The sequence below is a fragment of the Nocardia sp. CDC153 genome (genome assembly GCF_035818515.1).
In the GTDB taxonomy this organism is placed as follows: Bacteria; Actinomycetota; Actinomycetes; order Mycobacteriales; family Mycobacteriaceae; genus Nocardia.
Genome location: NZ_JAYKYU010000004.1, coordinates 516276 through 539776, shown reverse-complemented (window position 1 = coordinate 539776; position 23501 = coordinate 516276). Strand labels below are relative to the sequence as shown.

The 23501-nt window shown below is 69.5% G+C and carries 23 protein-coding genes; 14 read left to right on the top strand and 9 right to left on the bottom strand.

Annotation, left to right across the window (positions count from 1 at the left end):
- Positions 1-18: 18 nt before the first annotated feature.
- Positions 19-282: a DUF5703 family protein gene (locus tag VMT65_RS25020; RefSeq protein ID WP_326310829.1), complete on the bottom strand. Its 264-nt coding sequence runs from the start codon at positions 280-282 to the stop codon at positions 19-21.
- Entirely contained in the window at positions 282-1286 is a 1005-nt protein-coding gene (locus VMT65_RS25015; RefSeq protein ID WP_326310828.1) for a hypothetical protein, read from the bottom strand. Before VMT65_RS25015 ends, VMT65_RS25020 begins: the two co-directional genes overlap by 1 nt.
- Before the next feature lie 217 nt (positions 1287-1503).
- Between VMT65_RS25015 and VMT65_RS25010 the strand changes: the two genes are divergently transcribed.
- From VMT65_RS25010 to VMT65_RS24995, 4 genes are all read left to right on the top strand, one after another.
- Positions 1504-1860, top strand: coding sequence for a hypothetical protein (locus tag VMT65_RS25010; protein ID WP_442790307.1), 357 nt, complete (start codon positions 1504-1506; stop codon positions 1858-1860).
- 104 nt (positions 1861-1964) lie between these two features.
- The gene (locus VMT65_RS25005; RefSeq protein WP_326310826.1) at positions 1965-2501 is read left to right on the top strand and encodes a hypothetical protein; all 537 of its coding nucleotides are present in this window, start codon (positions 1965-1967) and stop codon (positions 2499-2501) included.
- Positions 2453-4603: an MMPL family transporter gene (locus VMT65_RS25000; RefSeq protein WP_326310825.1), complete on the top strand. Its 2151-nt coding sequence runs from the start codon at positions 2453-2455 to the stop codon at positions 4601-4603. The genes VMT65_RS25005 and VMT65_RS25000 overlap by 49 nt, the downstream gene beginning before the upstream one ends.
- The gene (locus VMT65_RS24995) at positions 4600-4950 is read left to right on the top strand and encodes a YrdB family protein (protein WP_326310824.1); all 351 of its coding nucleotides are present in this window, start codon (positions 4600-4602) and stop codon (positions 4948-4950) included. The genes VMT65_RS25000 and VMT65_RS24995 overlap by 4 nt, the downstream gene beginning before the upstream one ends.
- 25 nt (positions 4951-4975) lie before the next feature.
- Here the strand turns inward: VMT65_RS24995 and VMT65_RS24990 are convergent, their stop codons facing one another.
- From VMT65_RS24990 to VMT65_RS24975, 4 genes are read right to left on the bottom strand one after another with little or no spacing between them, the layout of a single operon-like run.
- Positions 4976-5833, bottom strand: coding sequence for a heme ABC transporter ATP-binding protein (locus VMT65_RS24990; protein ID WP_326310823.1), 858 nt, complete (start codon positions 5831-5833; stop codon positions 4976-4978).
- Positions 5830-6990: a FecCD family ABC transporter permease gene (locus VMT65_RS24985; RefSeq protein ID WP_326310822.1), complete on the bottom strand. Its 1161-nt coding sequence runs from the start codon at positions 6988-6990 to the stop codon at positions 5830-5832. The genes VMT65_RS24990 and VMT65_RS24985 overlap by 4 nt, the downstream gene beginning before the upstream one ends.
- Entirely contained in the window at positions 6987-8024 is a 1038-nt protein-coding gene (locus VMT65_RS24980; protein ID WP_326310821.1) for a heme/hemin ABC transporter substrate-binding protein, read from the bottom strand. The genes VMT65_RS24985 and VMT65_RS24980 overlap by 4 nt, the downstream gene beginning before the upstream one ends.
- A 20-nt stretch (positions 8025-8044) precedes the next feature.
- Positions 8045-9004 carry an aldo/keto reductase gene (locus tag VMT65_RS24975; protein ID WP_326311195.1) on the bottom strand — a complete coding sequence of 320 codons (960 nt, stop codon included), beginning with the start codon at positions 9002-9004 and terminating at the stop codon, positions 8045-8047.
- Positions 9005-9447: 443 nt separating this feature from the next.
- Here VMT65_RS24975 and VMT65_RS24970 point away from each other — a divergent pair, with 443 nt between their 5' ends.
- The 8 genes from VMT65_RS24970 to VMT65_RS24935 all read left to right on the top strand — a co-directional run bounded on the left by VMT65_RS24970 (position 9448) and on the right by VMT65_RS24935 (position 18624).
- Positions 9448-10410: an undecaprenyl-diphosphate phosphatase gene (locus tag VMT65_RS24970; protein WP_326310820.1), complete on the top strand. Its 963-nt coding sequence runs from the start codon at positions 9448-9450 to the stop codon at positions 10408-10410.
- A gap of 16 nt (positions 10411-10426) precedes the next feature.
- A complete protein-coding gene (locus VMT65_RS24965) occupies positions 10427-11167 on the top strand; it encodes a histidine phosphatase family protein (protein WP_326310819.1) in 741 nt (246 codons plus the stop codon).
- A 20-nt stretch (positions 11168-11187) separates the two neighbouring features.
- Entirely contained in the window at positions 11188-11784 is a 597-nt protein-coding gene (locus VMT65_RS24960; protein WP_326310818.1) for a DUF3090 domain-containing protein, read from the top strand.
- Positions 11765-12562 (top strand): SCO1664 family protein, encoded by a 798-nt coding sequence (locus VMT65_RS24955; RefSeq protein WP_442790300.1) that lies wholly within the window; start codon positions 11765-11767, stop codon positions 12560-12562. The genes VMT65_RS24960 and VMT65_RS24955 overlap by 20 nt, the downstream gene beginning before the upstream one ends.
- Positions 12563-12790: 228 nt before the next feature.
- Positions 12791-14029, top strand: a complete 1239-nt coding sequence (gene mshC, locus VMT65_RS24950; RefSeq protein WP_326310816.1) for a cysteine--1-D-myo-inosityl 2-amino-2-deoxy-alpha-D-glucopyranoside ligase — start codon at positions 12791-12793, stop codon at positions 14027-14029.
- Between the two features lie 19 nt (positions 14030-14048).
- Complete coding sequence (locus VMT65_RS24945) at positions 14049-14525, top strand: GNAT family N-acetyltransferase (RefSeq protein WP_326310815.1); 477 nt, start codon at positions 14049-14051, stop codon at positions 14523-14525.
- A 159-nt stretch (positions 14526-14684) separates the two neighbouring features.
- Positions 14685-17687 (top strand): crotonase/enoyl-CoA hydratase family protein, encoded by a 3003-nt coding sequence (locus VMT65_RS24940; protein WP_326310814.1) that lies wholly within the window; start codon positions 14685-14687, stop codon positions 17685-17687.
- 34 nt (positions 17688-17721) lie between these two features.
- A complete protein-coding gene (locus VMT65_RS24935) occupies positions 17722-18624 on the top strand; it encodes an alpha/beta fold hydrolase (protein ID WP_326310813.1) in 903 nt (300 codons plus the stop codon).
- A 30-nt stretch (positions 18625-18654) separates the two neighbouring features.
- Here VMT65_RS24935 and VMT65_RS24930 read toward each other — a convergent pair whose 3' ends face one another.
- A complete protein-coding gene (locus VMT65_RS24930) occupies positions 18655-20199 on the bottom strand; it encodes a multicopper oxidase family protein (RefSeq protein ID WP_326310812.1) in 1545 nt (514 codons plus the stop codon).
- 182 nt (positions 20200-20381) lie between these two features.
- Here VMT65_RS24930 and VMT65_RS24925 point away from each other — a divergent pair, with 182 nt between their 5' ends.
- On the top strand, positions 20382-21542 hold the full coding sequence (locus VMT65_RS24925) for a sensor histidine kinase (protein WP_326310811.1): 1161 nt from the start codon (positions 20382-20384) through the stop codon (positions 21540-21542).
- A complete protein-coding gene (locus VMT65_RS24920; RefSeq protein WP_326310810.1) occupies positions 21539-22189 on the top strand; it encodes a response regulator transcription factor in 651 nt (216 codons plus the stop codon). Before VMT65_RS24925 ends, VMT65_RS24920 begins: the two co-directional genes overlap by 4 nt.
- A 17-nt stretch (positions 22190-22206) precedes the next feature.
- Here VMT65_RS24920 and VMT65_RS24915 read toward each other — a convergent pair whose 3' ends face one another.
- Positions 22207-22860, bottom strand: coding sequence for an enoyl-CoA hydratase-related protein (locus VMT65_RS24915; protein WP_326310809.1), 654 nt, complete (start codon positions 22858-22860; stop codon positions 22207-22209).
- 13 nt (positions 22861-22873) lie between these two features.
- Positions 22874-23482 (bottom strand): helix-turn-helix domain-containing protein, encoded by a 609-nt coding sequence (locus tag VMT65_RS24910; protein WP_326310808.1) that lies wholly within the window; start codon positions 23480-23482, stop codon positions 22874-22876.
- Positions 23483-23501: the final 19 nt, after the last annotated feature.

The following is a 23501-nucleotide window of genomic DNA, read 5'->3' as shown; positions in this document are numbered from 1 at the left end:
GCGCTCATACATATTGGGTTACATCACCGCCTCGGGTGTCGGGGATAGCTGGGGAGTCTTGCGGCGGCGCAACAACACTCGACGCGAGCCGTCGGTGTAGGCGCGCACGCGTGAGAGCTCCCAGCCGCTGTATTCCGCGTGGATGGATAGCCGGAGGGCGGCGGTGACCCTGCTGACGCCGGGCGGCAGTCGCAGGGGCACGTATTCCCATTCGTCGCTGGTTTCCTCCCAGCCTTCCGGTAATGTGCGCGATTGGTGCGCCGATCGTGAGGCCCGAGCCATCACTGCCCTCTCTTCCGCTGGTCCGCGCCGATCCGTTGCAGACCGTCGCCGGTCGCGGATCCCACGAACATGTCGCCGGTGCGGTTGTCGACGGTGACCGAGTTGGGCTGGCGCACCGTCGGGTAGCGCCCCACCTCTACCGGTATACCCGTTGACAGGTCGTAGCCGACGACTTCGTTGCTGGCTGTCAGCGTCACCCACACGGTCTCGGACCGCTGATCGTAGGCGAGTGCGTAGGGAGCAGAGCCTACCGGGAAACGCTGGTGCAGGACCAAGGGATCGGCGGTGTAGACCAGCAGTTCGCCCCCGGCGGTGTCGGTGACCAGGCTGCGGCCGAAGTGGTCGCCGATCATGGCGGTGGCGCCGTCGCCCGCGCGCAGCGACAGCCCGAGTTTGGTGTCGCCGTCGAGCGCGACGATGGCGGTCTGGCGGCGGTCGAGGATCACGACGCCGTCGGGTCCGGCGGTGAGAGCGTCGGCCGAGGACAGGCCCGAAATGGTGTGGCGCACGGCCCCTTCGGCGTCCAGGAGCAGTACTTTCCCGTTGGCCAGGCCCGCGACCAGGGACCCGTCGGGGCGCAACGCGACCGCGTGCACATCCCCGTCGATCCTGATCTGGGTCGTCGCGCCGGTGGCGGCGTCCACGCGCACGATCGCGTTCGGCACCGCGACCAGGATCTCCCCGGGCCGGCCGGCCGCGAGGGCGGCGGCCTTGCCCGGCAACGAGATCGGCCGCGTCGCACCGTTGTCGATGAGCTGCAGTGTGGTGCCGGAGTCGACGACCGCGGCCAGCACCCCGGTGGCCGGTTCGTCGAGCAGCAGCGAGATCGGCGCGCTCGGGCTCACCTGCCCGGCGGGGGTGGCCGCCGGTGTGGGGGCGAGCGCGGGGGTGGCCGGTTCCCGGGTGGCGTTGTCGGAGTTGCTCTGCTGGTCCGAGCATCCGGCCAGCAGGGTCACCACCGCCGCCCCCGCGAGGGCCGAACGGATCCAGCCGCGACGGCGCATGCAGCGAACTCCTTACTGACCGAACTGACCGACGAAATCATGCGTGCTCTCTAATCTGACCATGTTCCTCTCGTGCGGCCGACAAGTGGGGGTCTTCGCGACGGCGTGGCGCGTGCACCGCGTGCCGATTTGCATGATGTGACATGGGGATTCGGTGGCGGTGTCGGGGCGGACGGTTACCGTGGAAGGCAAAAGGGCGCTGTATCAGGGAGATGTGTTGGTAGCCGAGGACCGGTCGGGTTTCCGGGTCGAGGACGTGACGGTGGGCCGCTACGCGCACGGGTTCGGGGTCACCGCCGACGGGCGCTCGTTCGCGTTTCGCACCCATCGGGCGAGTTTGACGGTGGAGATCTATCGCGGCGACCTCGAGTCCGCGGTGCCCGCGCCCGAGGATGTGGTGGCGGTGGCGGTGGCGCCGGTGACCGATATCGATCTCGACGACGAGCGCAGTGTGGTGGCGTTGGTGCGGGATCTGATTCCGGCGGCGCAGCCGGTGGCGGCGGCCGCGCCGCGCGAGGCCACGACGGTGCGGGCGCTGTTGGGTCGGTTGAGCGCGGTCCTGGACGGTATGTGAGCCACCCCGGCGCCGGTGGTGTCTGTGACAGGCGAATCACTCTGCGCGAGCGCGCATGACAAACTAGCGGCACACAACCGCAGTTCGAGCTGACGAGGATGTTGATGCGACTTCGACGACCGGTGACCGCCACGCTTGTGTTGACCGTGCTCGGCGCGTCGCTCGCCGCGTGCGGCGGGAGCGATGACGAGTCCAAGGTGGCCGCGGCGCGGTCCTCGGCGTATGCGGCGTTGAGTGCGTCCTCGGCGGCCGCGGCGTCGTCGAGTGTGGCCGCGCGCCCGGCGATTCCGACCGCGGCGCAACTGGATCAGCAGATCAAGTCCGCGCTGGATCCGAACCTGCCCGACGCGGACCGCACCGCGTTGATCGAGGACGGTGACGCGTTCAAGGACGCGATCCCCGACATGTACAAGGCTCTGGCCGATCATCCGCACGCGGTGTACGGAGTGCGCGATCCGGTGTTCGACAATCACGACGGCACCCTGACCGCCACATTGAGTCTGGACAAGGACGGCACCGGCACCGATGTGCGCACCACGGTGGTGCATTTCGTGTACAAGGACGGGCGCTGGAAGATCTCGCGCACGGATCTGTGCGGGATTCTGCGCTCGGCCGATTACAAGACCGCGGCCTGCGGCTGATGGTGGAGGCCGGATCCCTACGGTGGGGGCGAACGATCCACCATTTCCGGTTTCTGGTGTTCGCCGCCTTCGCCGTCGCGGTGCTGGCGTCCGGATTCTATGGCCGCGACCTCGGTAAACATCTCACGCAGGAGGGCTGGTTCGATGAGTCGAGCCAGTCGGTGGCGGCTTCCAAGCTCGCCGATACGACCTTCGGCCGCGACACCGACGCGGACCTGATCGCCCTCTACACCGCCCCGCCCGGGCTGACCGTCGACGACGAGCCGGTGCGCAGTGCGGTGGCCGCGGAGCTGACCCGGCTGCGCACTGCCCACCCGGATCGGATCTTGAAGATCGATTCGTATTGGGACGGCGCGTTGATGGGCCAGTTCGCCGACGCCTCACGCACCCATGCCTTCGCCAGTATCGGGTTGCGCGGTGACGGCGGCACCGACACGGTCGAGAACTATCTGGCCATCAAGAACGAATTCCATGCCGGCACACCGGGGTCGGGTCCGGGCGGCACGACGGTGCAGTTGGCGGGGATGCAGCCGGTGGTGGAGGGCATCAACACCGGCATGCAGGACGACATCCACCGCGCGGAGTTGATCGCGCTGCCGTTGGTGGCGATCCTGCTGTATTTCGTGTTCGGCGGCGTGATCGCGGCGCTGCTGCCGGTGCTCATCGGCGGGATGACGATTCTGGGCAGCCAGGGCATCATGCGGCTGTTGACCGATCATCTGCAGGTCAATGTGTTCGCCTCGGCGGTGGTCACCTTGGTGAGTTTGGGGTTGGCCATCGACTACGGGTTGTTCGCGGTGACCCGATTCCGGGAGGAGTTGGCGGCCGGGCGCAGCGTGGAGCAGGCCAGCGCGGCCACGGTGGCCACGGCCGGGCGCACGGTGTTGTTCTCGGCGGCGATCATCGCGGTGAGTTTGGGGGCGTTGTTCATCTACCCCAACGGGGTGCTGCGGTCGGTGCCGTTGGGCGGTATCTCCTCGGTGGTGTTGGCGGCGGTGTTGTCGGTGACGGCATTGCCGGCGGCGCTGTCGATCGTGGGTCGACGCATCGATCTATGGGGCTGGCATCGGCTGGCCAGTATTCGCACCGCCGAGCAGATCGACGCCGGGTTCTTTTCCCGGCTGGCGGTGTTCGCGATGCGCAAACCGTGGCTGGTGATCGTGCCGGTGGTGGTGATGCTGGTGGCGTTGATTCTGCCGTTTCGCCACATCGAGTTCGGGGGGTTGAGCGAACGGTATCTGGCGGCGAACAATCCGGCGCGGGTGGCCCAGCAGGATTTCGACCGCATGTTCCCCCAATTCCGTACCGAGCCACTGAAATTGGTGGTGGTGGGCGCGAACTCGCAGCAGCTGTCCGATATCCGGTTCGAGGCCAATCAGCGGGTGGGGGCGCGCATGACCGGGCCGTTCGATCCGGCCGCGCCGAGCAAGGATCAGGTGACGGTGTTGGCCAGCGGTTTGGCCGACAAACGCGACGCCGACACGGTGATGGCGGCGCTGCGCGCGATCCCGGCACCGGCGGGGGTGGTGGTGATGGTGGCCGGGGTGCCCGCCCTCGAACGCGACAGCATCCAAGGGTTGATCAAAGGGCTGCCGCTGCTGGCGACGATTCTCGTGGTGGCGGCGATCGCGTTGATGTACGCGGCATTTCGGTCGCTGGTGTTGGCGATCAAGGCCGTGGTGATGTCGGCGTTGAGTTTGGGCGCGACCTTGGGGGTGTTGACCTGGATCTTCGTCGAAGGGCACGGGGCGGGATTATTCGATTTCACGCCGGGCCCGTTGATGTTCGCGGTGCTGGTGTTGATCGTGACGGTGCTGTTCGGGCTCTCCACCGATTACGAGGTGTTTCTGCAGTCGCGCATGGCCGAGGCGCGCGCGGCGGGAGCCGATGCGCCCGAGGCGATCCGCTACGGCATCGCCCACACTGGCGGCGTGATCACCTCGGCCGCGGCGATTCTGATCGTGGTGACCGGGGCGTTCGGGTTCTCGGATCTGGTGCTGATGAAATACATTGCCTACGGCATGATCGCGGCGTTGGTGTTGGACGCCACCGTGATCCGCATGCTGTTGACTCCGGCGGTATTGAAGTTGGTGTGGCGATGAAGGTGCTGCAGGGCGCGAACCTGTTGCTGATGTTCGTGCTGGAACTGTGCGTGCTCGCCGCGGCGGCGTGGTGGGGGTTCACGGTGTCCGCACCGTTGGCGGTGCGCATTCTGGCGGGGTTGGCGGCCCCGGCGGTGTTCATCGTGGTGTGGGCGTTGTTCGGGGCGGCCAAGGACGCGCGGTTCCCGCAAAAGGGGTGGCGGCGCATCGTTTTGGAGATCGTGTGGTTCGGCGCGGCCTCGGTGCTGTTGGCGCTGGCGTGGACACCGGTCGCGGGGGTGGGGTTGTTCGTGATCTGGTTCCTCAACGGGGTGCTGCGGCTGGTGTGGGGTCAGCAGGAACTCTGACCCGGCTCGCCGATTCCGTGGTGTCTCACCGGTTCTCGTCGCGCCCGCGCACGGGCAGCACCAGTTGCGCCCCGGTGCGCGGGTGGTCGAACACGTCGACCGGATGCTGGTAGACGCGGGTGAGCAGCTCGGGGGTGAGGATGTCGCGGGGTGGGCCGTCGGCGGCGATGCGTCCGGCCTCGAGGACCGCGACGCGGTCGGCGTAGGCGGCGGCGACCCCGAGATCGTGCAGCACCACGACGACGGCGGCCCCGGCGCTGGCGCGTTCACGGGCCAGGCGCAGGACCTGTTCTTGGTGGCCGAGATCGAGGGCGGCGGTGGGTTCGTCCAGCAGCAGGGTCGCGGTGTCCTGGGCCAGCACGCGCGCGAGTGCCACGCGGGCGCGTTCACCGCCCGACAGCGCCGGGAACGGGCGGGCGGCGAAACGTTCGACATCGGTGGCGGCCATGGCGACGGCGATGGCGGTGTCGTCCTCGTCCTGGCGGGCGGTGCGCGCCCATGGGGCCCGGCCCATGGCCACGACCTCGCGGGCGGTGAACGGGAATCCGACGGTGTGGGCTTGCGGCAGCACCGCGCGGCGGCGCGCCATCTCGAGGTGGGTCCAGTGGGTCAGGGCGTGTCCGTCGAGTTCGACACTGCCGCCGGTCAATTCGAGTTCTCCGGCCAAGGCGGCCAGCAGTGTGGATTTGCCCGCGCCGTTGGGGCCGACCAGGGCCACGATCTGTCCGGCGATGACCTCGAAGTCGATGCCGTCGAGCACCGGGCGCGCACCGCGTGTGGCGCTGACCTGACGAGCGCGCAGGGTGGCGGTGCCGGGTTCGGGGGGCTCGGGCAGCGCGGGTGGGCGTCGAAACACGGTGGCCAGGTCGCGGAGTCGGTTCATGCCCAGCCTCCCGCGCGCGAGCGGGTGCGGCGCAGCAGCCAGAAGAAGAACGGTCCACCGACCAGGGAGGTGATCATGCCCAGGGGCAGGTCGGCGTTGTGGACCAGGGCGCGCGCGCCGATGTCGGCGGCCACCAGCACCGCGGCGCCGAGGATGGCCGAGAGCGGGATCAGCACTCGGTGTGCGGGGCCGACGAGCATGCGCACCACGTGCGGGACGATCAATCCGACGAACAAGATGATGCCGGTGAAGGCGACCCCGGCCGTGGCCAGCACCGCGACCACCACAATGATGTTGCGCCGCAACCGTTCCACGTCGACGCCGAGGTGGCGGGCCGCGGATTCGCCGAGCGCGAGGAGATCCAGGCGCGGGGCCATCCACACCGCGGCCGCGATCCCCGCCAGGGTCAGCGGCCACACCACGTTGACCGCCTGCCAGGTGGCGCCGTTGAGCGAGCCCATCTGCCAGAACACCAGCTGATCACGGGCGGCCGGGGAGGCTTTGAACAGCAGGAACGAAATCAGGCCCCCGGCAAAGGCATTGATGGCCACACCGGTGAGGATCAAGGTGACCACTTCGGTGCGCCCACCCGAGCGCGACAGCAGATACACCAGGGCGGTGGTGCCCAATCCGGCCACGAACGCGCCCCCGGCCACCGACCAGGCGGCGGTGAACGCGCCCCCGATCACGATGACGGTGCCCGCCCCGACCGCGGCACCGGCCGAGACGCCGATGACGCCGGGTTCGGCCAGGGGGTTGGCGAACACGCCCTGCAGCAGCGCGCCCGCGGTGGCCAGCGCCGCGCCCACGAGCACGGCGAGCACCACGCGCGGGAATCGCACCTGCCACAACGTCACATCCCCGGCCGGGTGATGCGGCATCGGCCCCCAGTCCAGGCCGAAATGGTGAAAGAAGCTGCCCGCGACTTCGGCGGGACTGGTCGGCACCTGCCCGATGCCCGCGGAGATCACCGCGAGCACCACCAGCGCGACCACGGCGGCGGCGAAGACGACGGTGAGCCGCGACCGACTCCGCGGACCGGCCGGTTCGGGGTCGACGCTGGCCGGGAACCGTTGCACGGCAACGGCTTCGCGCTCGGTGTCGTTGATCGAGGTGGAGCCGACCGAATTCGGTTGCGGGGGTAGGGGGTCGCTCATGCGGTGGGGGTGCCGTAGACGGCCTTGATCAGGGCGGTCAGGACGCGGCCGGTGTTGGGGCCGAAGGACAGCAGTACGGCGTCGTTCATGTCGACGACGCGGCGGTCGCGTCCGGCGGGGGTTTGGGCGACGCCGGGGACTTTCTCGAGGCCGTCGACGCCGCCGACGGAGGCCAGCCCGTCGCTCATGACCAGCAGCACGTCGGGGGCGGCGGCGATCATGGCTTCGCTGGTGATGGGCAGGAAGTCCTGGGTGATGCCCGAGGCGGTGGCGGCGTCGATGCCGCCGATGGCGCTGATCAGCGATTCCGCGCCGGAGCCGGGCCCGAAGATCATGGTGATGGCGGTGGAGCGCAGATACAGGAACGCTATCTTGGGTTTGGCATCCTGGTGCGGCACCGACGCGGTGGCCGCCGCGATCTCGTCGGTGGTGCGTTTGGCCAGTGCCTTGCCTGCCTGCGAGACGCCCAATGCGTCGGCGACGGCCTGGATTTGCGGCACGACCCCGTCGAGGGTGCGTTTGTCGTCGAAGTAGACGACCGTGATGCCCAATGCTTTGAGTTGCTCGCGCAGGGCGGGGGTGACCGCGGTGGTGTCGGTGAGGAACACGCTGGGTCGCAGTGCCGCAACGGCTTCCACGCTCAAGGTGCCCGAACCGCTCGACACGGTCGGCAGGTCCTTGACGGCGGGGAAGGCCGCGGAGTTGGAGCGGCCCACCAGTTTCGAGCGCAGTCCGAGCGCGACGACGGTTTGGGCGAGGGTGCCGTAGCGGTCGGCGGCGATGATGCGGCTGGTGTCGGTGACGGTGACCGGCGACCCGTCGAAGGAGGTGACGGTGGCGGGCAGCACCGGGGTGGGTTCGGGCCCGATGGGGACCGGGTCGAGGTCGCCGACGCTGGCGGTGACGGGTCCGCGCTGGCCGGTGGTGCTCGAAGTGCCGTTGCCGCAGGCGCTCACGCCCGCGACCAGACCGAGGCCCAGCACCAGGATCAGCAGCGTGCGGATGGCCGGGCGGGCATTCACGAGACACCTCATGCCGGTAAGGGTAGCCTTGCTCATTCTGTGCGTGCGCTCACGTCTCCCAGGGCCGCGGCGATGGCCCGCGGCAGTTCGAGGGTTTCCGCGGCCAGGATTCCGGTGAGCTGCCCGATGTCGCGGGCCCCGACCAGCATCGACGCGACCCCGGGTTGGTCGCGGATCCAGGCGATGGCCACCGCGAGCGGGGAGGTGCCCAGACCGTCGGCGGCGGTGACGACCGCGTCGACCACGCGCACCGCGCGGTCGTCGAGTCCGGCGATGATCTCCGCGGCGGTGGCCTCGTCCGCCCCGCGCGAGTCCGCGGGCACACCGTCGCGGTATTTGCCGGTGAGGATGCCCCCGGCCAGGGGTGCGGTGGCGATGACGCCGATGCCGTGATGCTGTGCGGCGGGCACGAATTCGTGTTCGACCCCGCGCGCGAGCAGCGAGTAGGGGATGTGGGTGGCGGTCAGGGGCGCGGCGGCGGCGAGGGTGGCCAGCTGCCAGCCGTCGTAGCCGCGGGCGCCGGCGTAGCGCACCCGGCCCGAGCGCACCGCCCAGGTGAGGGTGTCGGCGATTTCCTCGAGGGGGGTGTGGGGGTCCCAGGCGGCGACCGACCAGATGTCGAGGTGGTCGGTGCCCAACTGGCGCAGGGTGTGGTCGAGTTGGCGCATCATGGTGCGCCGGGAGGCGTCGACGGTCCAGCGCACCGCCGCGGGGGTGTCGGCGGGGGTGTCGGCCAGTATCGGTGTGTATCCGGCGTTTCCGCTCAGCACGAGGTCTTCGCGTCCGATCTCGGAGAGCAGTTCGCCGAGGATGTGTTGCGCGGCGCCGTCGCCGTAGGCGGGCGAGGTGTCGACCAGGGTGCCGCCGGCCTCGACGAAGGCCATCAGTTGGGCGGCGGCGTCTTCGGCATCGGTTTCGCGGCCCCAGGTGTGGGTGGCCAGCCCGAGCCGCGAGACCCGCAGTCCGCTGCGGCCGACCGTGCGTTGTTCCATCACCGCGCTTGCACTTTCGTCACACGCGTCAGCCTAGGCGCAGCCGACGCGTGCGCCCCGCTATGGCCGTCTCCTGCGCGGCGGGTCGAGCCGAAAATCCCGCGTGCGTGTCCGAATTCGGACACGGGCCGGTAGGGTCGCTGCGGTGTTGCGGCGCGCCTGCGCCACCGGGCGCGCCGTTGGGATGCGCTGGCGCGGTTGCCCGGAAAGGCGCGGCGGTGGCCGAGGGCGCTCGGCGACCACCGGTGCCACTACCGGCGTTACTGCCGCGACGGGCACGAGTGCTGTGGCGGGTAGCGGCGTTGCCGCGCCGACGAAGCCGTGGCAGGTAGTGGCATCGCGGCGGGCAGTGATGCGGTGGCAGGCGGTGGCGCTGCGGCGGGCAAACGATGCTGTCGCGGCCGATGCTGCTGTGGCGGTAGGGAATTCGGACTGGAGGGTGTGTGGGCGAGTCGATGACGTGGGTGCAGGCGCTGGTGTTGGGCCTGGTGCAGGGTTTGACGGAGTTTCTGCCGATCTCTTCCTCGGCGCATCTGCGCATCACCTCGGCGGTGTTCTTCGGTGACGACGCGGGCGCGTCGTTCACCGCGGTCACCCAGTTGGGCACCGAGGCGGCGGTGCTGGTGTATTTCGCGAAGGACATCTGGCGCATCCTGGTGGCGTGGTGCACCACGCTGTGGTGGAAAGTCCATGCGCCGCACCGGGAATCGGTGCCGCTGCACGAGCGCGCGACCACCCGGCTGCCGGTACTGACCGACGACGGGCGCTTCGGCTTGGGCCCCGATCCCGACACCCAGCGCGCCCTGGACTATCGGGTGGGCTGGTATGTGATCATCGCCACCGTCCCGATCGGCGTGCTGGGATTGGTGTTCAAGGACCAAATCCGTACCGGCGCACGGAATCTGTGGCTGATCTCGATCATGTTGATCGTGTTCGCGCTGGTGATCGCGGCGGCGGAATGGTATTCGGGCAAGGCCTACGGGCGCGCGCGTCGCCCGATCGAACTGCTCACCACCCGTGACGGCCTGATCATGGGTCTGGCCCAATGCCTGGCGTTGATCCCGGGCGTGTCGCGGTCGGGGGCCACCTCGTCGGCGGGCCTGTTCTGCGGGTTGACCCGCGAGGCCGCGGTGCGGTTCTCGTTCCTGCTCGCCATTCCCGCGGTGGTCGCGTCGGGATTGTTCTCCCTGCCCGATGCGTTCGAACCCGCCGGTGAGGGCCTCAACGCCTCGGGTCCGCAGCTGCTGGTGGCCACGATCGTGTCGTTCGTGGTCGGGTACGCGTCGGTGGCGTGGCTGTTGAAGTTCGTGACCCGGCATTCCCTGGATTGGTTCGTGGGCTACCGCATCGCGCTCGGTGCGCTGATGCTGGTGCTGTTGTCGACCGGCGTCGTGTCGGCGACCTAGTCGGTAGGCTGTCCCGGTGACGGTGATCCTGTTGCGGCACGGCGTGTCCACCTCCAATACCGCCCGCACCCTGGCCGGGCGCAGCGCCGGGGTCGATCTGACCGACCGTGGCCGCGACCAGGCCCACGCGCTGGTGGCCCGGCTGGGATCGCTGCCGATCGAACACATCGTGTGCTCGCCGCTGCTGCGCTGCCAGCGCACCGTGGCCCCGCTGGCCGACAAGCTCGGCCTCGAGGCCGAACCCGACGAACGGCTCCTGGAAGTCGATTACGGCGACTGGACCGGCAAGGCCCTCGCCGATCTGGTGAACGAGCCGTTGTGGAAGGTGGTGCAGCGCCACGCCAGCGCCGCGACCTTCCCCTCCGGAGAGTCCTTGGCGCAGGTTCAGTTTCGCGCGGTGTCCGCTATCCGCGAACGAGATCGGCAATTGGCCACCCGGCATGGTAGCGATGTGTTGTGGATTGCGTGCACGCACGGCGATGTCATCAAGTCGGTGTTGGCCGATGCGTTGGGCATTCATCTCGATGGTTTCCAGCGGATCGTGGTCGAACCGGCCTCGATCAGCGTCGTCCGCTACACCCCGACCGCCCCGTATGTGTGGCGGGTCAATGACACCGGCCCGGATCTGTCCGGGTTGGCGGCGATTTCACCGCGAACCGGCGGCGAATCGCGTACGGGCCCGGTGCCCGGCGGGGAAACGGGTACCACCGACAGTACGGATAATGGGGTAGCGGAACGCCCCGATTCATCAGTGTGAGTGAACCGAATGGAGGTGCAATGGGCCGAGCAATCCATATTTTCCGCACCCCCGATCGTTTCGTCGCGGGCACCGTCGGCGAGCCGGGCGACCGCGCGTTCTACCTGCAGGCCGTGCAGGATCCGCGCGTGATCAGTGTGCTGCTCGAGAAGCAGCAGGTGAAGGTGCTCGCCGATCGGATGGGGTTGCTGCTGGACGAGGTGCAGCGCCGCTTCGGCACCTCGGTGCCTCCGCAGGCCGCCGATGTGGCCGACACCGCGCCGTTGATCACCCCGATCGATGCCGAATTCCGGGTCGGCACCATGGGTTTGGGCTGGGACGCGGACGCGGGCGCGGTGGTGGTGGAGTTGTTGGCGATCACCGAGACCGAGGTCGACGAGTCGGTGGTGCTCGACGACACCGAGGAGGGCCCCGACGCGGTACGGGTGTTCTTGACCCCGGAGCAGGCGCGGGAGTTCTCGTTGCGCTCGGCGCGGGTGATCGCGGCCGGGCGCCCGCCGTGCCCGTTGTGCGGGGAGCCGCTCTCGTCGAAGGGGCACATGTGTGTGCGTACCAACGGCTACAAGCGCGGCGATATCTTCGGTGTCGCCGAGATCGATGACGAGGACGAGGACTGAGGCTGTGGACGACCCGCTGGGCACCGCCGAGTTGACGGTGATCGGGCAGGTCACCACCGCCAGCAATGTGACCCTGGTGTGTGAGGCGGCGGGGTCGGGGCTGCGGGTGGTGTACAAGCCGGTGCGCGGGGAGCGGCCGCTGTGGGATTTTCCCGACGGCACCCTGGCCGCCCGCGAGGTCGCCTCCTATCTGGTGTCCCAGGCGTTGGGGTGGGGGGTGATTCCCGAAACCATCCTGCGCGAGGGGCCTTTCGGGCCGGGGATGGTGCAACGCTGGATCGATACCGTCGACGACGAGTCGGTGCCGGATCTGGTGGATCTGTGCCCGGTCGGGCAGGTGCCCGAGGGCTATCTCGAGGTGTTGCGGGCGTTGGATCCGGCGGGGCATCCGGTGTCGCTGGTGCATGCCGGCGATGCGCGGTTGTGGCGGATGGCGGTGTTGGATGTGTTGATCAACAACGCCGACCGCAAGGGCGGGCATGCCCTGTTGGGTGCCGACGGGCGTGTGTACGGGGTCGATCACGGGATCTGTCTGCATCACGAGCCGAAGTTGCGCACGGTGTTGTGGGGGTGGGCCGGTGAGCGGATCGCCGATGAAATGCTCACCGACGTCACGGTTTTGGTGAAGGCGATCGCGGGAGAGTTGGGTGATCGGCTGGCGGAGTTGATCACCGACACCGAGATCGACGCGCTCGAGGCGCGCGGTCGGGCCCTGTTGCAGGATCCGGTGATGCCGGGGCCGAGCGGGTCGCGTCCGATCCCCTGGCCCGCGTTCTGAGCGCCGCGCGCCACGGTCTATCGTGCTGCGCGCCACCGGCTTTTAACCCGCGGCGCGCGTGCCTTTCGGCTCGGGTCGAGCGCAACGTTCGCTTCGTCGTGATTGCAACCGTTGACACACCGCTGGCGGGGACTAGGGTGCAGGTCGGCCCGGGCGGGTGCGTGTCGCGCGGCACACCGGTGTGGGGGCGGCGGGGGCGCACCGCGATCTCGGCGTTAACCTCGAGTCATGCAGTCCTGGTCCGATACCGCTGTCCCGACCGTCCCCGGATCCGGACCAGCGTTGCGTTTGTACGACACCGCCGACAAGCAGGTGCGCCCGGTGACCCCGGGACCCACGGCCACCATGTATGTCTGCGGCATCACCCCCTATGACGCGACGCATCTGGGCCACGCGGCCACCTATCTGACCTTCGATCTGGTCAACCGGATCTGGCGTGATGGCGGGCACGAGGTGCATTACGTGCAGAACACCACCGATGTCGATGATCCGCTGTTCGAGCGTGCCCAGCGCGACGGCATCGACTGGCGTGCGTTGGGCACCCGTGAGATCGAGTTGTTCCGTGAGGACATGGCCGCGTTGCGGGTGATTCCGCCGCGCGATTACATCGGCGCGATCGAGTCGGTGCCCGAGGTGGTCGAACTCGTCGACAAGCTCCTCGCGTCGGGGGCGGCGTATGTGGTCGCCGACGACCAGTATCCGGATGTGTACTTCCGTCACGACGCGACCGAGCAGTTCGGGTACGAGTCCGGCTACGACCGGGCGACCATGGAGCGACTGTTCGCCGAACGCGGCGGGGACCCCGATCGCCCCGGCAAACGCGATCCGATCGATGCGTTGTTGTGGCGGGCGGCGCGTCCGGGTGAGCCGTCGTGGCCCGCGCCGTTCGGGGCGGGACGCCCGGGCTGGCATATCGAGTGCGCGGCGATCGCGTTGAATCGCATCGGCAGCGAGTTCGATGTGCAGGGCGGGGGCAGTGATCTGATCTATCCGCATCACGAGTATTCGTGCGCGCACGCCGAGGCGTTGGTGAAGGGCCGCCGCTTCGCCCGCCATTACGTGCATGCCGGGCTGATCGGTTTGGATGGCGAGAAGATGTCGAAGTCGCGCGGCAATCTGGTGTTCGTGTCCAAGCTGCGGCGGGCGGGCACCGATCCGGGCGCGATCCGGCTGGGGTTGTTCGCCGGGCATTACCGCAGTGACCGGGAGTGGTCGGATGCGGTACTGGCCGAGGCGCTTTCGCGACTGCAGCGCTGGCGGGCGGCGGCGGCACTGGGCTCGGGTCCGGACGCGGCCGATACGGTGGCGCGGGTGCGTCAGCATCTGGCCGATGATCTCGACACTCCCAAGGCTCTGGCCGCGATCGACGCGTGGGCGCAGCAGGCGTTGACCTACGGCGGCCCCGATGCCAGCGCGCCCGGGCTGATCGCCGATGCGGTCGACGCGCTGCTGGGCATCAGACTCTGAGCCGGACGCTGCTCTGACGATGCCGGATGTGGTGCGGGTCGAGGAGTTTCACGGCGACCGCGCGGACATCGCGTGGTCGTTTCGGTTGGCCGAGGATTCCGAACAGCTCCTCGCGGCCTATCTGGGGCGCGGGCGAGTGTGGGTGGCGCGCAACGAATCCGGGCAGGTGATCGGGCACATTCAGGCGGTGCCGGCGGCCGAGGGGTCGGTGTGGGAGATCACCAATACCGCGGTGGCCGAACCGTATCGGGGCACCGGGGTGGGGCGGGGGTTGATCGAGGCGGTGGTGGCCGCGGCCACGACGGCCGGGGTGGGCCGCTTGGAGTTGGCCACCGCGACCGCCGATGTCGGGAATCTGCGCTTCTATCAGCGCTGCGGGTTCCGGATGACGCGCATCGTGGCCGACGTGTTCACCCCCGAGCGGGGTTATCCGGAGTTCGTGGAGGTCGACGGGATTCGGATGCTGGATCAGGTGTGGTTTTCCCGCGCGCTGTGAGCGTGCGCGCCGCTCACCCCGCCGGGTGCGGGGGTGCGAAGTGGGGGTTGGGGGTGCGAAGTCGGGTGTTTACCGTCGTTCTGTCTTCCGGTGGGCCGGTGGCGTCGATACCGTGAGGGCCGGAAGGTGTTTCGGTGTCCTCGATGTGGAGGTGGGGCCGTGGATGCGGTGGCGGGGTTGCGGCGGTTGCGGGCGGTGGTCGAGCAGGGCCTCGAGCGCGGCGGCGGCGTGCGCAAGGGGTTGCGCGCCGGCGGGCAGTTGCTCGAGAGTGTGCGCCGCGATCCGCGGATCGTGCGGGAGCTGATCGCCGGATTCACCGGTCTGGGAAGCGAATCCGAGACCGCGCCCGCCCCGGCCGAGCATCGGTTGCCGCCCGGGCTGGCCGAATATGCGCGCACCGTGCACGCCGAGCGGGAGCTCGAGACCGGGGCGGCGGCGACGCTGGCGTATCTGGCCCGGTTGTCCGGGCTGGCCGACTGGGTGAGCTTCCACGGCGGCTGGCGGGGCGAGGCGCCGGGTGCGGCGGCGGTGGGTGTGGAGTTCACCCAGATCGCCAAGTTCATGGGGATTCCAGCGGATCTGCGGTGGATCGTCACCGAGGTCGGCGACAGCGGGCTGGCATTGCGCGGCACCGGACCCCAAGGCCTGGTCCTGGGCTTGTGGATCACGGTGGCGCCCAACGGGTCCGGGTCGATCGTGTTCGTGGATGCGGGGCTGTCGGGGCAGCCGATCGAGGGCCCGTTGGGGGCGACGGTGGCACGCGCGCTGGGCGAGGCGTTGCGTGATTCGCTGGCCGGGTTGCCGGCCGCGATCGCGGCGGCCCGGACCACGCCCGGTGCCGGGCGGGCGGCGGCGAAGGCGGTGCGGCATCGGGCTTCGGGGGTGGTGTTGGCTCCGAACACGCCGGTGTTGATCGGGGTCGGGCAGGTGGTGGCACGCACCCCCGATGCCGGGTATGCCGATCCGTCGCAGTTGGCGGTGCGGGCGTTGCGGGCCGCAGCACAGGATTGCGGGGCCGGGTCGGGGTTGTTGGCGCGCGCGGACGCGGTGTTCGCGGTCGCCCCGACCTCGTGGCAGTACCGGGATTTGGGTGCGCTGGTGGCCGCGGCGGTCGGCGCGGGCGAGGTCGAGACGGTGCAGTCGAGTCCCTTCGGCGGGGACGGCGGGCAGTTGGTGCTCAACGAGGCGGCCGCGGCGATCGCGGCCGGCACCTATGAGCTGGTGTTGGTGACCGGCGCGGAGGCCGGTGCCACCCAGGCGGCGGCGCAGCGGGCCGGGATCGACTTGGATTGGCCGGTGCAGGATGCGACGGTGGCCCCGACGCGCACGGTCGGGATCGACAAGCCCGCCAACAATGCGGCCGAGACGGCGGTGGGTTTGCAGGCTCCGATCACCATGTACGCGCTGTTGGAGTCGGCCAATCGGGGTCGGTTGGGTCGCACGCCCGCCGAGCACGCGGGCGCGGTGGCCGAGTTGTGGTCGCGGCTGTCGGCGGTGGCGGCGGGTAATCCGAATGCGTGGCAGCCCCAGGAGTTCTCGCCCGCGCAGATCGCCACGGTCACCGACGTCAACCGCGCGGTCTGCGCGCCCTACACCAAGCTCGAATGCGCGAACCTGAGCGTGGACATGGCTTCGGGCATCATCGTGGCCAGTGCCGCCGCGGCCGAGGCCGCCGGTGTGCCGCAGGACAAGTGGGTGTTTCTGCATGCGGGCGCCTCGGGTTGTGAGGAGTGGTTCGTCAGCGAACGCGCCGAGTTGGCCGCCTCCCCGGCCATCGCACGGCTGGGTGCGGCGGTGTTGCAGCATGCCGGGATCGGCGTCGAGGATCTGACCCACATCGATTTGTACGCGTGTTTCCCGGTGGCGGTGCAGATCGCCGCGCGCGAGTTGGGTTTGCCGATCGATGATCCGAAGCGGCCGTTGTCGGTGACCGGTGGGCTGACCTTCGGGGGCGGGCCGGGCAACAATTACGGCGGGCACGCGGTGGCGACCCTGGTGCAGCGGTTGCGTGCCGAACCGGAATCCTTCGGTCTGGCGACCTCATTGGGCTGGTATCTGACCAAACACGCGCTCGGCGTGTATTCCGCGACCCCGCCGCGCCAGGCGTACCGGCATCTGACCCCGGTCATCGAGCATCCCCCCGCCCGCCCGGCCCGCACCGGCTTTGAGGGGGAAGCGGTGGTGGAGGCCTATACCCTTCCCTACGGGCGCGACGGACTACCCGAGGCGGCGATCATGAGCCTGCTCACGCCTGCGGGCGAGCGAGTTCTGTTGCGTACCAACGACTCCGAGGTCCTGGCGGGGTTGACCGACTCGGATTGGTTGCGTCGACCGGTCACCGTCACCGGTGACACGATCTCGCTGACCGGTGGTGAGCGGGTCGAGTTGCCGTCGCCGCCACCGGCTCCGGTGCTGATCGAGCGCCGCGACCACGTCATGATCATCACGATCAATCGTCCGGCGGCCCGCAATGCGATCGATCTGGCCACGGCGTTGGGGCTCGAGCGCGCGATCGACGCCTTCGAGGCCGACCCGCACGCGCGGGTGGCGATCCTGACCGGGGCGGGCGGGTTCTTCAGCGCCGGAATGGATCTCAAGGCCGCCGCGCGTGGTGAAGTGCCGGTGACCGAGAAACGCGGCATCCTCGGCATCGTGTCGGCGCCGCCGAGCAAACCGTTGATCGCCGCGGTGGAGGGTCCGGCGCTCGCGGGTGGGTGTGAGTTGGCGTTGGCGGCGGATCTGATTGTGGCCGCGCAGGATTCGACGTTCGGGATTCCGGAGGTCAAACGTGGTCTGGTCGCGGTGGGCGGTGGGGTGTTGCGGCTGTCGCAGCGACTACCGCGGGCGCTGGCGATGGAGTTGGCGTTGACCGGTGATCCGATCACCGCGACACGGGCCGCGCAGATCGGGTTGATCAACCAGGTCACCGAACCCGGTCAGGCGCTCGCGGCGGCGTTGGTGTTGGCGGCGCGGATCGCGGTGAACGCGCCGTTGAGTATCCAGGCCAGCAAACAGATCATCGAGCAAGCCCCGGATTGGTCGGTGGCCGAGGCGTTCGCCAAGCAGGGCCAGGTCGCGGCGGCGGCGCTGTCGTCACAGGACGCGGCCGAGGGGATGCGCGCGTTCGTGGAGAAACGGCCACCGGTGTGGCGGGGCCGCTGAGGCGAATCTGATCGACGAGTAGGAAAACATCGCGATGACATCGGATCTCACCGAGTCCACCCTCACCTTGAATCGTGACGGCCTCACCTTGACCGCGCGCCGCTTCGGTTCCCCGGATGCGCCGCTGGTGATGCTGTGGCACGGGTTCCCCGACACCCCACACTCGTTCGACGGGCTGATTCCGTTATTGGTACGGGCCGGTTTTCAGGTGCTGGCCCCGTGGCTGCGCGGCTACACTCCCGCCTCGGCGTCGCGGTCGGCACGCTATGACCTGATGGCGGTCGGCGCGGACGTGACCGCGTGGCACGAGGAATTGGGTAGCCCGCCCACGCATCTGGTGGGCCATGACTGGGGTGCGTTCGCGGCGATGATCGCGGCCAAACAACAGCCGCAGCGTTGGGTGTCGTTGACGCTGTTGGCGATTCCGCCGTTCGGCGGCGGCGTCGCGACCGGCATGTGGCGGTATCTGCCGAAGCAGATGCTGCTGTCGTCCTATATCCCGGTGATGGCCTCGGGGTTGTCGCCGCGGCTGCTGTCCCGCCGGGATGCGGCGTTCGTGCGTGGGCTGTGGCGGCGCTGGTCGCCGGGGTGGGCGTTCACCGACGCCGAGTTCGCGCCCACCGCAGCGGTTTTCACCGATCCGCTGCGGGCGTGGGCGGCGACCCGCTACTACCGGTCGCTGTTCACACTGACCCAGCAGCCGACTCGCGAGTTCGATCGGGTGCTGATGTCGCAGCCCGCGCCGCTACCGAGTCTGGCGTTGTCGGGGTTGCGCGATGGCTGTATGTCGCAGGACTTGCAGCGTGTGCTGGCCGAGCATGCGGCGGTGCCGTACGCCCAACTACCCGGCTGCGGTCATTTCCTGCACGCCGAACAACCCGAAGCGGTGGCCGCACGCCTGATCCCGCATCTGCGCGCCGCCGCCTCCACCTCCTGACCGCCGACCGCGGTGGTGCTGGCCGACGGCTCAATGGCCGTGGTGAGCGCCTGGGTCCATCGGGTCCATGCTGTTCGGGTCGCCGGTCGGGTTGTCGGGCATGGGCATCGAATGCTCGGCCATGGGCGCGGGAGTGAACGCCGGGGCTTGGCCGGGATCGAGGATGAGGAATTGGCCCATCATGCCCGCGTCTTCGTGGTGGAGCAGATGGCAGTGGTACATGTAGGGCAGGGTGGGGTCGGCGGGTCCGGCGAAATGCATGGCCAGCTCGTACACGCGTCCGGGTTCGGTGTAGACGGTGTCCTTCCAGCCCGCCAGCGCCGGTGGTGGTGGGGCGTTGTCGATGGAGCGGATCTGGAATTGGACGTCGTGGACATGGAAGTTGTGCGGCCAGTCCTCGAGGTTGCGCACCGACCACACCTCGGTCGCGCCGGTGGGGATGGTCAGGTCGATGCGGTTCATGTCCATCTTCGCGCCGTTGATCATGAACCATTTCAGGTCGAACCCGCGCGTGACCGGCAGCTCGGCGCCCACGGCCGGGATCGTGGCCAGGGTCGCCGGGAGCGGGTCGGCGGGGGCGGCGGTGGTGTCGGCGTGCATGGTGAGGACATCGAAGTCGTCGTCGAAGCCGAAGCGTTGGGGTCGGTCGATGCCGGTGCGGGTGGTGATGGGGAAGCTGCGCAGGGTGGCGGTCTCGCCGGGGCTCAGGTCGACGATGATTTCGGCGCGTTCGCCGGGGCTGAGGGTGAGCCGGGGCAGCGGGACCGGGCTGGTGAGCAGGCCGCCGTCGGTGGCGATGAGCCCGAATGGACGGTTGTCACCGAAGCCGAGGTTCAGCAGGCGGCTGGCGCAGCCGTTGAGCAGGCGCAGGCGGGCGCGGGTGGCGGGCAGGCGGTGGTGGGCGGCGGTGGCGCCGTTGACGATCAGGGTGTCGCCGAGCAGTCCGTATGTGCTGGTGGGTTTTTCGTCGAGTTGTCCGTCGGGGGTGAAGCGGCGGTCCTGGATGACCAGGGGGATGTCGTCGATGCCGTAGCGGCGCGGCAGGTCGAGGCGGTCGCCGGGGTCGTCGTCGAGGTAGAACAGTCCGGCCAGGCCGCGGTAGACGTGTTTTTCGGTGGTTCCGTGCGGGTGCGGGTGGTACCAGAGGGTGGCGGCGGGTTGGTCGATGCGCCACCGCGCGGTCCAGGTGGCGGCGGGTGCGAGCATCTGGTGGGGGCCGCCGTCGGCGGCGGCGGGCACGTGCATGCCGTGCCAGTGCACGCTGGTGGCCTCGGGCAAGGTGTTGGTGACGGTGACCGACACGGTTTCCCCGCGCCGTGCCCGCAGCGTGGGGCCGAGCATGTCACCGTTGTATCCCCAGGTGGCGGTGGAGATTCCGGGCAGGATCTCGCTGTGGCCGGAGCGGGCGGTGAGGCTGAAGTGACGGACCCCGGCGGCATCGACGTGCGAGTCGGCCAGCGGCGGGATCGGCAGCAGTCGACGGCGCGGCGGCGCGGGGGCGGTGCGGGTGCAGCCGAGGGCGGCGGTCACGGACAGGGCGGCGGTGCTGACGAGCAGTCGTCGTCGCGAGATCACGGGTGGGCTCCTCGAATCGATGGTCGAGTTCCAGCCTGCGGCGCGCACCCGGGCCGGCGAGCCCTCCTGGTGGCCGCGTTCGGGGCCACGAGCGCGACCACCAGAGTCTTGCGGGCGGGCAACCGTTGTGCTAACGCGACCCGTGTGTGCCGGTGGGGCCGGTGATTCTCTACCGTGGAGGCGTGATCGACCTTGGTGGGCGTGGGCTGCGCTGGCGGGCGGTGCGGTGGCTGCCGCTGGCACTGACGCCGGTGGTGTTGGCGGCGAGCACGTTCCCGGGCCGATACCACGTCCCGCTCGTTTACTGGCTGCTTGCCGTGGCGGCGTGCGTGGTGTTCGCCCTCGGTGGGCGGTGGCCGACGGCGGTGTCGCTGACGGTGTCGGCGCTGGCGCTGCCGATGTTCGCGATCCCGGCGTGGGGGCCCTCGGAGCTGGTGCCGTATCTGGGTGCGGTGGCGTTGATGGAGGCGGTCATGCGGGGCGGGCGCGCGGCGACCCTGTGGGCGAGCGTGGTGTGGGCGGCGGCGTGGGTGGGTGGGCATTGGGGCGGGCACGCGCCGATGTTCTGGCGCGGGGCCACGTTCGTGGAGGCGGCCGCCAATGTGGGGTTGCCGCTGTTGGCGGGGTTGTATGTGCGCGGTCAGCGGGAGCTGGCGGCGAGTCTGCGGGCCCGCGCGGTCGAGGCCCGGTCGCTGGCCCGCGCCGAGGAGCGCACGGCCTTGGCGCGGGAGTTGCACGATATCGTCGCCCACCACATGGCCTCGATCGTGTTGCGGGTCAAGGTGGCTCGCCGGGTGCTGGGCGGGCTCGACCCGCGGGTGGGTGAGGTGTTCGACGATGTGGGCGAGACCGCCGCGGGTGCCCTGGCCGATATCCGTCGACTGTTGGCGGCGTTGCGGGATCCGGAGTTGAGTGCGGTGCCGCTGCTGGATGCGCACGCGGTCACCGCGGAGATCGAGGCCGCGGTGGAGCGGGTGCGCGCGGCCGGTTTCGTGGTGGAGGCCGACATCGACGCCGGCGTGGCGGGTGTCGACGCGATCACACGGCTGACATTGTTGCGTCTGGTGCAGGAGTCCTCGACCAATGCGATGAAGCACGCCGATCCCACCGAGCCGGTGCGGATCACGTTGTCGCACACCGACTCCGGGCTGGTATGGCAGATGGTGAACACGATCGCCGAGCGCGACAGCGCCACGGGCACGGCCGGCGGGCACGGTCTGATCGGTATGGGTGAGCGCGCGGCGCTGGTCGACGGTGTGATCGAAGCCGGGGCGCGGGGCCGGCAGTGGCTGGTGCAGGCCGAGTTACCCGCTGGCGCGCAGACGGTCGAGGTGGTGCGGTGATCGGGGTGTTGTTGGTCGATGATCAGCGGCTGGTGCGGGCCGGGTTGTCGATGCTGGTGGGCGCGAGTGCGGATGTGGTGGTGGTCGGTGAGGCCGCCGATGGGGTGGCGGCGGTGCGGGCGGCGACGGAGTTGGCGCCGGATGTGGTGGTGATGGATTTGCGGATGCCGGGGATGGGCGGGGTGGAGGCGACTCGTGCGATCGTGGCCGCCCGCCCGGCGGCGAAGGTGTTGGTGTTGACCACCTTCGACGATGACGAGCATGTGTTTCCGGCGTTGGCGGCGGGCGCGAGCGGGTATCTGGTCAAAGACACCGACCCCGAGCAGTTGGTGGCCTCGATTCGGCGGGTGCACGAGGGCGAGTTGTTGTTCTCCCCCGCGCTGTTGCGTCGTCTGGTGCGGCGCGCGGTCGAGGCCGCGGTCGAATCCGATGCCGGGGTCGAATCCGCTGCTCCCGCGGTGGATCTCACGCCGCGGGAGCGGCAGGTGTTGGCGTTGGTGGGTGCGGGTTACTCCAATGCCGAGATCGCCGAGCGTCTGCATCTGGGGGTGACGACGGTCAAGAAGCATGTGGCGCGTTTGATGGACAAGACCGGTGCCGACAATCGAGTCCGGTTGGCGGTGTTCGCGGTCCGCTCGCCGCGGTGAGCATCCGGTGGCGGTGGTCAGGGGTTGGTCAGGGCGGTGACCGCGTCGGCGAACATGGTGGTCTTGATCGCGCCCAGGGTGGCTTGGTCTTTGGCGCCCAGCGGTGCCAGCAGGGCCATCGCCTGGTCGGTGAGGTTGTCGGCGTCGGCGATGGCGTCGACGAGGTCGTGGGCCAGGGCGTCGGGTCCGCCGAAGCGGCGGCCGGTGGTCATGGACGCGATCGCGGATTTGGGGGTCAGTTTGGTTTGGATGAGCGCGGCCATGCCGCGGCTGAAGGGGATGTGGATGTCGGCTTCGGGGAAGCAGAAGTAGCCGCGGTCGGCGCGCATCACCCGCCAGTCGTGGGCCAGGGCGAGCATGGCGCCGGCGCCGAAGGCGTGGCCGGGCAGCGCGGCCGCGGTGGGCACGGGCAGGGTGAGCAGGCGCGCGAGCAGTGACTGCACTTGCGCGACATACCATTCGGCGCGGTCGCCGTGGGCCGAGAGCCAGTCCAGGTCCAGGCCGTTGGAGTAGAACTTGCCCGAGGCGGTGGTGATCAGGGCGTGCGCGCCCTCGGCGAGCACGGTGTCGAGGGCCCGGTCGACCTCGAGCAGAAACTCCGGGGAGAAACGGTTCTCGTCCTCGCCGAGGTCCAAGACGGCGATCTTGTCCCGGTAGGTGAGTGTGGGCATGGGTTTTCCTTCCTCAGGGTCGGTGTCGAGCGGGCGCGGGCCCGATGTCGAGCACCGCGTGCACGGCGGCCCGCAGTTGATGGCGGGCCACGGGATTGGTGAGTCGGTCGCGTTCGAGCAGGATCGCGGTCGGCAGGTCGACCAGGCACAGAGTCACGGTGTCCACGGCCGAGGCGTCGGCGCGGTCCCACAATCCGCGCGCGAGGGTTTTCATCAACGCCACCAGCGTCGTCTGGGTGGCGGTGATCTCGTGTCGCAGGGTGTCGGGCAGGTCGTCGCCGAGCAGCTCGTCGCGACGCACTCGAAAGAACAGGTCGGTCGAGCGCGGGTAGCGGGTGGCGAATTCGGCGGGCGCGTCGGCGGCGGCCAGGACCGCGGCGACCCCGCCCTCAGCCGCGGCGACCATCTCGGCCTGCAACGCCAGGAATCGGTGGGCGGCGCGAATCCAGGTGCGCCCCAATAGTTCTGCCCGCGACCCGAACGTGTGATACAGCGCCCCGTTGGACATCCCGGTGGCGGCGGCGACCGCGCGGATGGTGACCGCGGCGGGCCCGGACTCGACGGCCAGGGCTTCGGCGGCATCGAGGACGAGGTCGGGGTCGTGGGTGCGGGGGCGGGGCATACCGAACACCATAACAGAG

What these genes read in the sequence shown, in the direction of transcription:
- VMT65_RS25020 (WP_326310829.1), bottom strand. Translation starts at nt 282, where the DNA reads ATGGCTCGGGCCTCACGATCGGCGCACCAATCGCGCACATTACCGGAA.
- VMT65_RS25015 (WP_326310828.1), bottom strand. Translation starts at nt 1,286, where the DNA reads ATGCGCCGTCGCGGCTGGATCCGTTCGGCCCTCGCGGGGGCGGCGGTG.
- VMT65_RS25005 (WP_326310826.1), top strand. Translation starts at nt 1,965, where the DNA reads ATGCGACTTCGACGACCGGTGACCGCCACGCTTGTGTTGACCGTGCTC.
- VMT65_RS24995 (WP_326310824.1), top strand. Translation starts at nt 4,600, where the DNA reads ATGAAGGTGCTGCAGGGCGCGAACCTGTTGCTGATGTTCGTGCTGGAA.
- VMT65_RS24990 (WP_326310823.1), bottom strand. Translation starts at nt 5,833, where the DNA reads ATGAACCGACTCCGCGACCTGGCCACCGTGTTTCGACGCCCACCCGCG.
- VMT65_RS24985 (WP_326310822.1), bottom strand. Translation starts at nt 6,990, where the DNA reads ATGAGCGACCCCCTACCCCCGCAACCGAATTCGGTCGGCTCCACCTCG.
- VMT65_RS24980 (WP_326310821.1), bottom strand. Translation starts at nt 8,024, where the DNA reads ATGAGGTGTCTCGTGAATGCCCGCCCGGCCATCCGCACGCTGCTGATC.
- VMT65_RS24975 (WP_326311195.1), bottom strand. Translation starts at nt 9,004, where the DNA reads ATGGAACAACGCACGGTCGGCCGCAGCGGACTGCGGGTCTCGCGGCTC.
- VMT65_RS24960 (WP_326310818.1), top strand. Translation starts at nt 11,188, where the DNA reads ATGGGCCGAGCAATCCATATTTTCCGCACCCCCGATCGTTTCGTCGCG.
- VMT65_RS24955 (WP_442790300.1), top strand. Translation starts at nt 11,765, where the DNA reads ATGACGAGGACGAGGACTGAGGCTGTGGACGACCCGCTGGGCACCGCC.
- mshC (WP_326310816.1), top strand. Translation starts at nt 12,791, where the DNA reads ATGCAGTCCTGGTCCGATACCGCTGTCCCGACCGTCCCCGGATCCGGA.
- VMT65_RS24945 (WP_326310815.1), top strand. Translation starts at nt 14,049, where the DNA reads ATGCCGGATGTGGTGCGGGTCGAGGAGTTTCACGGCGACCGCGCGGAC.
- VMT65_RS24935 (WP_326310813.1), top strand. Translation starts at nt 17,722, where the DNA reads ATGACATCGGATCTCACCGAGTCCACCCTCACCTTGAATCGTGACGGC.
- VMT65_RS24915 (WP_326310809.1), bottom strand. Translation starts at nt 22,860, where the DNA reads ATGCCCACACTCACCTACCGGGACAAGATCGCCGTCTTGGACCTCGGC.
- VMT65_RS24910 (WP_326310808.1), bottom strand. Translation starts at nt 23,482, where the DNA reads ATGCCCCGCCCCCGCACCCACGACCCCGACCTCGTCCTCGATGCCGCC.